Below are 10,730 nucleotides of genomic sequence, written 5' to 3' on the forward strand. Positions count from 1 at the left end.
GTCCACATCCAAGCTCTGAATCATACTTCAGCGACAAGCGGAATCCCTCAAATCCGATTTTCCAAACAGCCTCTAAGCGGCACAATCATACATTCGGATGCACATCTCGGTCCGACCGAGCGAGCGTTCGATGATTGCGGGCGCGGTCCCGGCATCTCCGGGTTGCCGGCACCGCAACGCCGTCGGCTTCGCGGAGACCTCGCCAAACGCATCGGTCATCCGTGCGCGTAACCGAGTGAAGATCGGATACATTGCGTCCATGCCCCCCGGATCGAGGAGCGCGAGCGACCATACCCCCGGGCACCCTGCTCGGCAGCGACCCGAGATCGCGCGCGGTACGATGACGCGGTACGCCAGGCCGCTAAGCAGCGACCGCCCGCGCTTCCAGTCCGATCGAATCCGTGATCGTGATCGCGCGTCCGCCGGGAAGCCGAATAATCCCGGCCGCCTTCAAATGGGTCATCTGCCGGCTCACCGTTTGGATGGTGAGCCCCAGGACGTCGGCGATCTGTCCGCGCGACAAAGGCAAGTCGAACGTCACCGGGGCGTCGTAGGTCGCCCTGCATCCGCTCGACGCTGTGCGTGAGGTCATGTCGATCAGAAACCCTGCGACCTTTTCAGCCGCCGATGTCCGGGCCAGCGTCCACATCTGCCGACGGGCAACGTTCAAGGCTGCCAATGTGCGCTGAAGCAACAAGCGCTCCATCCCAGCCTGATCGGTCAGCAGCCGCTCGAATGCTCTGCGCGAGTACACACATAACTCGGCATCCGTCATCGCCGTGATCGTGAATTCAGCGCGCCCTGGATAGGGCTGCCCGACGAAATCGGCTGGGTACAGCAGCCCGACGATCTGCTCACGACCCTGCGTGGTGCAGGCGACGAGCTTGAGCACGCCGGACAGCAAATTGCCGCAGATAGTGCTTTCGTCACCGGCCCAGATCACCGTTTCGCCACGAGAAACGTTCTTATACCGCCCGATCGTATCCAATGCCGCGCGTTCGCTGCGCATCACGCTCGCGCGCACCCTCGAGTCGGGTGCCGTATCATCGGCGCAGATATCCATGCTGAGCATAGGAAGTTTCATACGCCCACGAGATGATAAACCTGCATCAATTCGGCATACCTAGGTATATGCCGAAGGCGTCAGGCAGGTAGGCCGCGTCGCGAACGAGGCACCCTCGCGCGGGTGGTGTCCGCGCTCAGTGCGCCGGGATCACCAGGCCGCCAGGCATCGGCATCGGCATCATGTTGGCATTGAGGTGATACATCACCCAGATCGACCCGGCGATCGTCAACACGACGATCACCGTGGTGAACAGGAAAGCGAGCAACGTCCAGCCGCCTTCGGATCGCGTGTCGAGATGCAGGAAGCAGAGCACGTGAACGATGATCTGGGCAAAGCCCATGGCGAAGATCAGCGCCGCTGTCGTCTGCGCATCGTGCAGCACTCCGGACATCACCAGCCAGAACGGCAACGCCGTCAGGATGATCGCGAGGATCGTGCCGATGCGGTAGCCACGCTGGCTGTGGCCGGAGGTGGCGCCATGTGCGGTTTCTGGCGCGATCGAAGGCTGGCTCACCGGAGGACTCCAAACAGATAGACGAAGGTGAAGACACCGATCCAGATGATGTCGAGGAAGTGCCAGAACATCGACAGGCAGATCAGCCGGCGCTTCATCGGCTGGCTGAGGCCGTGCTGCCCGAGCTGAACGAGCATGACGCCGATCCACAGCAGCCCGACCGTGACGTGCGCGCCGTGCGTGCCGACGAGCGTGAAGAAGGCCGAGAGGAAGGCGCTGCGCTGTGGCCCTGCGCCTTCGGCGATCAGCGTCGAGAATTCGTACAGTTCGATGCCGATGAATCCAGCGCCGAGCAGGCCGGTCACCGCGAGCCAAAAGCGGGTCGCGCCGACCCGCCCGGCTTCGATATGCGGCATCGCCTGGCCGAAGGTGATTGATGACGCCAGCAGCAACGCGGTGTTGAGCGCGACGAGCGGCAGCTCGAAGATCTCGTGCGGCATTGGCCCGCCGGCATAACTCGTCCGGACCACGCCGAACATCGCGAACAGCGACGCGAAGATCAGCGCGTCGCTCATCAAGTAGATCCAGAAGCCGAGCACGGTGGCACCGTTGCCGCCGGAATCGTGATCGTCGTCTTCGGCCAGGTGCCAGCTCGGCGCGGCGTCGCTCGGGAGGCGCGTGTGGTCGGTCATGTCAGGCTCCCACGGCCGGCTGGTGGCGCTTGCTCTCGGTCAGCGCGACCTCGTCCGCCGGAATGAAATAGTCGCGCGCGAAGTTGAAGGTATGCGCGACCGCGACGACGATCAGCCCGGCGAAGCTCAATGCGGCGAGCCACCACATGTACCACACCATGCCGAAGCCGAGGCTGAGCGCGAGTCCGGCCAGGATGATTCCGGCGCCGGTGTTGCGCGGCATGTGGATCGGGCGATAGCCCCCGGCGGGCCGCTCGTAACCGCGGCTCTTCATGTCGTACCACGCATCGAGATCGTGGATCACCGGCGTGAAGGCGAAGTTGTACGCCGGCGGCGGCGAGGTGGTCGACCATTCGAGCGTGCGGCCGTCCCACGGGTCGCCGGTCAGATCGCGCAGCTGGTCGCGCTTCACGAAGCCCATCACGATGCTCATCACGAAGCCGAGGATGCCGACCAGGATGATGAGCGCGCCGATCGCGGCGACGATGAAATAGGGTTGGAGCGTGGGATCGTCGAAATGGTTCACGCGGCGCGTGGTGCCCATCAGTCCGACGACGTAGATCGGCGTCCAGGCGACCCAATAGCCGATCACCCAGCCCCAGAAGGCGACCTTGCCCCAGAACTCGTCGAGCTTGAAACCGAACGCCTTGGGGAACCAGTAGACCATTCCCGCGAACAGCCCGAACACCACGCCGCCGATGATCACGTTGTGGAAATGCGCGACCAGGAACAGCGAATTGTGCAGCACGAAATCGGCGGGCGGAATCGCTAGCAGCACGCCGGTCATCCCGCCGACCACGAAGGTCAGCATGAACGCCACCACCCACATCATCGGCAGTTCGAAGCGGATGTCGCCGCGGTACATGGTGAACAGCCAGTTGAAGATCTTGGCGCCGGTCGGGATGGCGATGACCATCGTGGCGATGCCGAAGAAGCTGTTGACGCTCGGTCCCGCACCCATGGTGAAGAAATGGTGCAGCCAGACGAGATACGACAGGATCGTGATCACCACGGTCGCATAGACCATCGACGTATAGCCGAAGAGCCGCTTGCCGGTGAAGGTCGAGGTGATTTCCGAATAGATGCCGAATGCGGGGAGGACGAGGACATAGACTTCCGGGTGCCCCCAGATCCACACCATGTTCCAATACATCATCGGCGAACCGCCGAGCTCGTTGGTGAAGAAATGCGTGCCGATATAGCGATCGAGCATGAGCAGGAAGAATGCGGCGGTCAGTGCGGGGAAGATGGCGATGGCGAGCACGTTCGAACACAACGCCGTCCAGCAGAACACCGGCATCTTCATCATCGTCATGCCGGGCGCGCGCATCTTGATGACGGTGGCGACCATGTTGATCGCCGACAGCGTCGTGCCGACACCGGCGATCTGCAGCGACCACAGATAATAATCGACCCCCGTTTCGGGGCTGTACGCCAGCCCGGCGAGCGGTGCGTAGGAGAGCCAGCCGGTGCTGGCGAACTCGCCGACGAACAGCGAAATCATCACGAGGACCGCCCCCGCCGCGGTCAGCCAGAAACTGAGATTATTGAGGAACGGAAAGGCCACGTCGCGCGCGCCGAGCTGCAGCGGCATGACGAAGTTGACCAGGCCGACCACCAGCGGGATCGCCACGAAGAAGATCATGATCGTACCGTGCGCGGTAAAGATCTGATCGTAATGATGCGCCTCGAGGAAACCCTGGTTGTCGCCGAAGGCAAGCGCCTGCTGTGCGCGCATCATCAGCGCATCCGAAAATCCGCGCAGCAGCATGATGATGCCGAGGATGACGTACATGATGCCGATCCGCTTGTGATCGACACTCGTGAACCATTCGTTCCACAGATAGCCCCACAGCCGGAAGTACGTCAGCGCGCCGACAAGCGCGAGGCCGAGCGCCGCGACGACGATGAACGTCCCCAGCAGGATCGGTTCGTGCAGCGGAAACGATTCCCAGGTCAGCCGCCCGAAGATCGATTTGAGAAGATGATCGCTCATGAAAGTCCCGATGCTTGGGGATCAGACCGCGCGGTGCGAAGCGCACCGGGGGCGAGGAAAGGCTGCGTGGCCGACAGATCGCGATTGCGCAGATCGCCTTGCTTGCGCTCGCCGGGTGCGCCGGGTTTGGCCGGCTTGGTGACGTTGGGCCCCGTGCCCTTGTCCTCGGGGGCCTTGAAGAGCGCCGGAGTCGGCGTGGTGCCATGCAGCGGCGCGGCGCTGCGACCCGCAACATCGCCCCGACTGCGCGCCATGTCGCGGCGCATCACGTCGATCGTGCATGGCGCACCCGGGGCGACGCAGCGATTGACCACGCGGTCGAACAAGCCCGGCATGACCGACCCGAAATACAGCGCCGGCACCTTGATGCTGGGTTGCTCCAGCGCGCCATAATTGGCCGCGGCAAGCGTGCCCTTGTTGGCCTTCACCCGGGCGACCCAGCGCGCGAAATCCGCCGGTGCCATGCCGCGCAGCTTGAAGCGCATCTCGGTGTGACCGCGACCGGTATAATTGCCCGAATAGCCCCAGCTGTCGCCGGGCTGGTTGAGCACCGCGTTGAGCACGGACTGCATGCCCGGCATCGCGTAGATCATTCCTGCCATCGTCGGCGCGTAGAAGGTGCTGAACTGGCTCGTCGACGTGATCGAGAAGTGTACCGGCACGTCCACCGGCAGCGCCAGTTCGTTGACGGTGGCGATGCCCTGTTCGGGATAAATGAACAGCCATTTCCAGTCGAGCGCGACGACCTGCACCTCGAGCGGCTTGGTGTTGGGCGCGATCGGCCGGCCCGCCGACAGCCGCTCGAGCGGGCGGAATGGATCGAGCAGATGCGTGCTCGTCCATGTCACGACACTGAGCGCGATGATGATCAGCAACGGGCACGCCCAGATCACGAGCTCGAGCGTGGTCGAATGGTCGAAATTGGGATCGTAGATCTTGTTGGGATTGCCGCGCCGGTACCGCCAGGCAAACAGCACCGTCAGCACCATCACCGGCACGATGATCATCAACATGATCCCGGTCGCGAACAGGATGAGATTGCGCTGTTGCAGGGCAATATCACCGGTCGGGTTCAACACCACCATGTTGCAACCGCTCAGCAATGCCGGAATCCCCAGGAGGGGAAGGCGCAACGCCGTGCGGATGCGATGTGATGATGTGCTGCCCATGCCCGACGCGTAGCCGCTGATCGACTGCCGAACTTTGTCCGCGATCAAAGTTTTGCGGTTTGTGAATCGCTATGGCGGGAGTGTCGGCATCGCTGATCGATCACGGCGGCCGCCGCAGTCGCTGCCACACACGACTGAGCAGATAGGACGGAATGCGATGGTAGGGACGGCACTCGACGCGGAGAACTCGACCCCCTTGGAGCGCGATGCGCAGCTGATCAACGCGCGCGACCATCAGGTCCGACCGGGCGACATCGCCGTCGGGGTGATCATCGGACGGTCGTCGGAATTCTTCGACTTCTTTGTCTTTGCGATCGCGTCGGTGCTGGTCTTTCCGTCGGTCATCTTCCCGTACGTCGATGCCTTGACGGGCACGCTCTATTCGTTCGCACTCTTCGCGCTTGCCTTCATCGCACGGCCGATCGGCGCACTGGCCTTCATCTGGATCGACCGCAAGCACGGCCGCGGCGTCAAACTGACCGCCGCGATGTTCCTGCTCGGCGGATCGACCGCGGCGATCGCCTTCGTCCCCAGCCACGCGCAGGCCGGCGCCTGGGCGGTCATCCTGCTGGCGCTGTTCCGCATCGGGCAGGGCTTCGCGCTCGGCGGCACCTGGGACGGCCTTCCGGCACTGCTGTCGCTCAACGCGCCCGCCGGGCGCCGCGGCTGGTTTGCGATGATCCCGCAGCTCGGCGCCCCCGTCGGCTTGTTCGTGGCCGCCGCGGTCTTCGCGTATCTGCTCAGCGCGCTCAGCACCGCTGATTTCCTCGATTGGGGCTGGCGCTTTCCCTTCTTCGTCGCCTTTGTCATCAACGTGGTGGCGTTATTCGCACGACTGCGGCTGATCTCGACACCAGGGTTCAAGCAACTGTTCGAAAGCCGCGAGCTGCAGCCATCGTCGCTTTCCGCGCTGGTTCGCGAAGAAGGGGGTACGGTCGTGCTCGGGGCGTTCGCGCCGCTGGCGAGCTTCGCGCTGTTCCACCTCGTCACCGTATTCCCCTTGTCGTGGTTCGTGCTCACCTCGGGGGAGCCGCCGGTTCGCTTCCTGGTGATCGAGCTGGTCGGTGCGCTCGTCTGCCTCGTCGCGGTAACGCTGTCCGGCGTCATCGCCGACCGGGTCGGCCGCCGCACCTTGCTCGGCGTCTCCGCCGCGCTGATCGCCGCTTACAGCGGCTTTGCCCCGCAACTGCTCGGCCGCGGGGCGGCGGGCGAATGGACGTACATGATGCTGGGCTTCGTCCTGCTCGGCCTGTCGTTCGGCCAGTCGTCGGGGGCGGTCAACGGCAACTTCTCGCCCCGGCACCGCTATACGGGCGCGGGCACGACCGCGACCGCATCCTGGTTCATCGGCGCCGCCTTCGCACCGCTTGCGGCGCTATGGCTGGCGAGCACGTTCGGATTGATGTCGGTTGGCGCCTATTTGTTGTCCGGGGCGCTCTGCACGCTTGCGGCGCTTGCGCTGAACCGCGATTGGGCACGCAAGCATCCCCGCCAGATGGCGCAGTAAGGTGCGCTCGCGGGATACGCCCTGCGCGGCCTCGCCAGTCCGCTCGGCCTGCTGGGCGCGATTGCCCAGCGCCGGGAGATCGAAGTCCCCAATCCAGTGCAGGGATAAAGCCGGGCGGGAACCTTCGACGGGCTCCAGCGCCCGACGTCAGACCCGTTCGACGTGGAGCAGGAACCCCGCTTGTGGCTTCAAGCGCGGCGGTTGCAGGCCAATCGCGATCAGCGACTGGCCCGACACGATCAAACCGTCGCGCAAGGCGGCGAACAGCGGCGACCCGACGACGGGCTCAACCGGCCAAACGCAGCGCACGCGATAGTCTGCGGTGCGATCGAGCCCCGCCAGCCGGAGCGGATCGGCAAGATAGCCGCGCTGTTCGCGCAGCTGGGTGTAACTGAACACCGCCTCGCCACGGTCGGCGGCGACGATCCCGAAAGCGATCTCGCCCTCCCCGCGATCAAGCCGGACGAGATCGCCCGAATGGATCAGCGCGCGGTGCCGCTTGTGGAGCGCGATCCCGGCCGCGAGTTCGGCGCCCTCGCTCTCGCTCAACGCGCCGAGATCGGCCTCGACACCGAAATGCCCGAACAGCGCCGTCGCCACGCGCGTTGCCATTGAAACGCGCCGCCCGGTGATGTGGCAATCGGTCGGGCCAACATGCGCGCCCATCACTTCGGCCGGCAGGAAGGTCGACAGCCCCCGCTGGATCGCCAGGCGATCGAGCGCATCGTTGGTGTCCGACGTCCACACCCGGTCGGTCAGGTCGAGAATGCCCAAATCGGCGCGCCCGCCCCCACTCGAACAGCTTTCGATCTCGACTGCAGGATGTGCCGCACGAAGACGCGCCAGCAGGTCGTACAGCCCAAGGACATGGGCATGTGCTCCCGGTCGGCCATCGGCGTCGCCGGGGTGGCTGAGATCGCGATTCATGTCCCATTTGAGATACGCGATGGGATGGTCGCGCAACAGCGCGTCGATCGCGGCGAACAGATGGTCGCGCACCTCGGCGCGGCCGAAATCGAGCACGAGCTGGTGGCGAAAGCCGAGCTGCGGTGCCGGCGGGGTCGCCAGCACCCATTCGGGATGCGCGCGGAACAAGTCGCTGTCGGGATTGACCATCTCGGGCTCGACCCACAGCCCGAACTCCATCCCGAGCGCGCGGACGCGGTCGATCAGCGGCCCGAGACCCTCGGGATAGACGCTGCGATCGACGGTCCAGTCGCCAAGCCCGGCGCGATCGTTGCGCCGCGCGGGAAACCAGCCATCGTCGAGCACGAAGCGCTCGACCCCGATTGCCGCGGCGCGCTCGGCGAGCGCGATGAGCTTGGCCGGATCATGGTCGAAATAGACCGCCTCCCAAGTGTTGTAATGCACCGGGCGTGGCTTCGCGCGCAGCCGCGCATGCTGCGGGCGCGCGCGGACATGCGCGTGGATCGCCTGGGAGAGGCCGCTGCGCCCTCGGTCCGACCAGGCGCAGACGAGTTCGGGGCTCGCATACGCAGCGCCAGGCGCGAGGCGGATCTCGCCGGGCAGCAGCAGTTCGCCGAGCTGGACATAGGCGCGGTCGTCGGACAGCGTCTCGGCCCAGAGCCGGTGGTTGCCGCTCCATGCGAGGTGGAAGCCGAATACTTCGCCGAGTTGCTCGCCGCACGGCGCGACCTCGGCGAGAAGCGCCGGGAAGGCATCGTGGCTGGTGCGTCCGCGGCGGTTCTCGCGCGACACCGCGCCCATCGTGCGTGCGACGCGCTGCATCTGGAACTCGCCCGACCAGCGCCCATCGAACAGCACCCAGTCGGACACCGCCGCCGGCACCGGCAGCGCGGGGGCGTCGCACGCCTCGATCGCCAAGGGGGTGACACCATCGTTGGTAACCGTGGTGCGTGCGCGCAGCACGTCACCCGCCGCCGCAAGCCGCAGGGTATGGCGCAGCGTCATGCCATTGGCCGCGTCGCGCGAGACGATCTCGACGCTGTCCTCACCGCATTGGACGGCAACGATCTCCGTCCAGCTCGCCCAGCCCTGCCCGTCCCGGTGGCACGACAGCCCCGGTCGTCCCGGAAACCCCGTGCCGATCAAGGGCGTGAGCGACAATGGCGGCGTCTGTGCGGGCGAGCATGGCGCTTCCTCGCGCGCGCCGAGCAAAGCGAGCGTCGCCGGATCGGCGCTTTCGGCGAGCCGAGCGCCCCAGTGCAGCACCACCGGCGCCCCGCCCCGACAATCGATCACCAAGCTGGTCCGTGCTCCATCGAGCCGAACGAAGGCGGGCAGCGGTGCGGCAGCTGGCATTGGCGATGTCTCTCTAAAGCAGGGGTCAATTTTTCTGACAACGCTATCCGGAGCGATTGACCCGGTCAATTTATCCGATAAATATGCTCGTATACCCCGCCGGCTGCTTCTCGTCACGAGAACGGCGCGAGATGGGTGCACAAACACTGCTTCGTTGAAAGCGGCGGGAGGAGAGCGACGTGCTCGGGGTTTGCTATTATCCGGAACACTGGCCGCGCGACCAGTGGGCAGACGATGCGCGGCGCATGGCGGCGCTCGGCTTGCGCTACGTTCGCATCGGCGAATTCGCGTGGTCGCGGCTCGAGCCCGATCCCGGTCGATATGATTTCGACTGGTTCGATGCAGCGCTTGCGACGCTCGCCGCTGCCGGGCTGAAGGTCGTGATCGGCACGCCGACCGCGACCCCGCCGAAATGGCTGATCGACGCGCATCCCGAAATCTTGCCGGTCGACCCTGCAACCGGCCGCACGCGGGGCTTCGGCTCACGCCGGCACTATGACTTTTCGAGCGACGTCTATCGCGATGCCGCGGTCAAGATCGTCACCGCGCTCGCCGAACGCTATGGCGCGCATCCCGGCGTCGCTGGGTGGCAGACCGACAACGAACTGTGCTGCCACCACACCACGCTCAGCGCCTCGCCCGTCGCACGCGACGCGTTCCGGCTGTGGTGCCGCGACCGCTACGGCGATGTCGCTGCGCTGAACGCCGCATGGGGCAACGTCTTCTGGTCGATGGAATATCGCAGCTTCGACGAGATCGAGCTGCCGGTCGGCGCGGTGACCGAGACCAGCCCGGCGCATCGCCTCGCCTGGTATCGCTTCTCGTCGGACGAAGTCGTGCGTTTCCACGATGCGCAAGTCGAGGTGCTGCGGCGCCTGTCGCCCGGCCGGTTCGTCACGCACAATTTCATCCCGATGGACGAGACCGGGATCGACAATCACCGGCTCGCGCGCGATCTCGATTTCGCCTCGTATGACAATTACCCGCTCGGGCGGACCGACCTGCGCATGGCCGATGCGGCGCCGGCCGACTTCAAGCGCTTCATGCGCACCGGTCATCCCGATTACGGCGCGTTCTACTTCGACCAGACGCGCGGGCTCGCGCCGGGCGCGTTCTGGATCATGGAGCAGCAGCCCGGGCCGGTGAATTGGGCGACGCACAATCCTGCACCAGCGCCGGGCATGGTACGGCTGTGGACACTCGAGGCGTTCGCGCACGGTGCCGGCGTGGTGAGCTATTTCCGCTGGCGGCAGGCGCCGTTCGCGCAGGAGCAGATGCACGCCGGCCTGCTCCGCCCCGACAGCAGCGAAGCCGCCGCCTGGCCCGAGATCGAGGCGGTGGTGCGCGATCTCGCCTTGCTCGACCTCGATTCGACGCCAGCGACGCGCGCGCGCGTCGCGCTGGTGGTCGATGTCGAGGCGCAGTGGCTCGGCGAGATCGAGCAGCAGGGCCAGAGCTATGATTACACGAGCATCCTGCTGCAGCAGGGCTTTGTTGCAAAACTGACGTTGGGGATTCCCGTAGGGAATCGAGTGGGATAGATGGGCGTGATGCCCAAACCTG

8 protein-coding genes are annotated in these 10,730 nt (G+C 65.2%); 2 read left to right on the top strand and 6 right to left on the bottom strand.

Going from position 1 to position 10,730, the window contains the following annotated elements; all coding sequences use genetic code 11:
* Positions 1 to 361: 361 nt before the first annotated feature.
* The 5 genes from QN347_RS17335 to cyoA all read right to left on the bottom strand — a co-directional run bounded on the left by QN347_RS17335 (position 362) and on the right by cyoA (position 5,341).
* On the bottom strand, positions 362 to 1,072 hold the full coding sequence (locus QN347_RS17335; RefSeq protein ID WP_323494228.1) for a Crp/Fnr family transcriptional regulator: 711 nt from the start codon (positions 1,070 to 1,072) through the stop codon (positions 362 to 364).
* Between the two features lie 127 nt (positions 1,073 to 1,199).
* Positions 1,200 to 1,580 (bottom strand): cytochrome o ubiquinol oxidase subunit IV, encoded by a 381-nt coding sequence (gene cyoD, locus QN347_RS17340; protein ID WP_322162410.1) that lies wholly within the window; start codon positions 1,578 to 1,580, stop codon positions 1,200 to 1,202.
* The gene (gene cyoC / locus QN347_RS17345) at positions 1,577 to 2,212 is read right to left on the bottom strand and encodes a cytochrome o ubiquinol oxidase subunit III (protein ID WP_322162409.1); all 636 of its coding nucleotides are present in this window, start codon (positions 2,210 to 2,212) and stop codon (positions 1,577 to 1,579) included. Before cyoC ends, cyoD begins: the two co-directional genes overlap by 4 nt.
* Position 2,213: 1 nt before the next feature.
* Entirely contained in the window at positions 2,214 to 4,208 is a 1,995-nt protein-coding gene (gene cyoB, locus QN347_RS17350) for a cytochrome o ubiquinol oxidase subunit I (RefSeq protein ID WP_322162408.1), read from the bottom strand.
* On the bottom strand, positions 4,205 to 5,341 hold the full coding sequence (cyoA, locus tag QN347_RS17355; RefSeq protein WP_323494230.1) for a ubiquinol oxidase subunit II: 1,137 nt from the start codon (positions 5,339 to 5,341) through the stop codon (positions 4,205 to 4,207). The genes cyoB and cyoA overlap by 4 nt, the downstream gene beginning before the upstream one ends.
* A 193-nt stretch (positions 5,342 to 5,534) precedes the next feature.
* Between cyoA and QN347_RS17360 the strand changes: the two genes are divergently transcribed.
* Entirely contained in the window at positions 5,535 to 6,884 is a 1,350-nt protein-coding gene (locus tag QN347_RS17360) for an MFS transporter (protein WP_322162406.1), read from the top strand.
* 147 nt (positions 6,885 to 7,031) lie between these two features.
* Here QN347_RS17360 and QN347_RS17365 read toward each other — a convergent pair whose 3' ends face one another.
* Positions 7,032 to 9,167, bottom strand: coding sequence for an alpha-galactosidase (locus QN347_RS17365; protein ID WP_322162404.1), 2,136 nt, complete (start codon positions 9,165 to 9,167; stop codon positions 7,032 to 7,034).
* Positions 9,168 to 9,346: 179 nt separating this feature from the next.
* On the opposite strand from QN347_RS17365, the gene QN347_RS17370 reads away from it, so the two are divergent.
* On the top strand, positions 9,347 to 10,708 hold the full coding sequence (locus QN347_RS17370) for a beta-galactosidase (protein ID WP_322162402.1): 1,362 nt from the start codon (positions 9,347 to 9,349) through the stop codon (positions 10,706 to 10,708).
* The last annotated feature ends 22 nt before the right edge of the window (positions 10,709 to 10,730 follow it).

Origin of the sequence: Sphingomonas sp. 10B4, assembly GCF_035019905.1 — a bacterium.
In the GTDB taxonomy this organism is placed as follows: domain Bacteria; phylum Pseudomonadota; class Alphaproteobacteria; order Sphingomonadales; family Sphingomonadaceae; genus Sphingomonas; species Sphingomonas glacialis.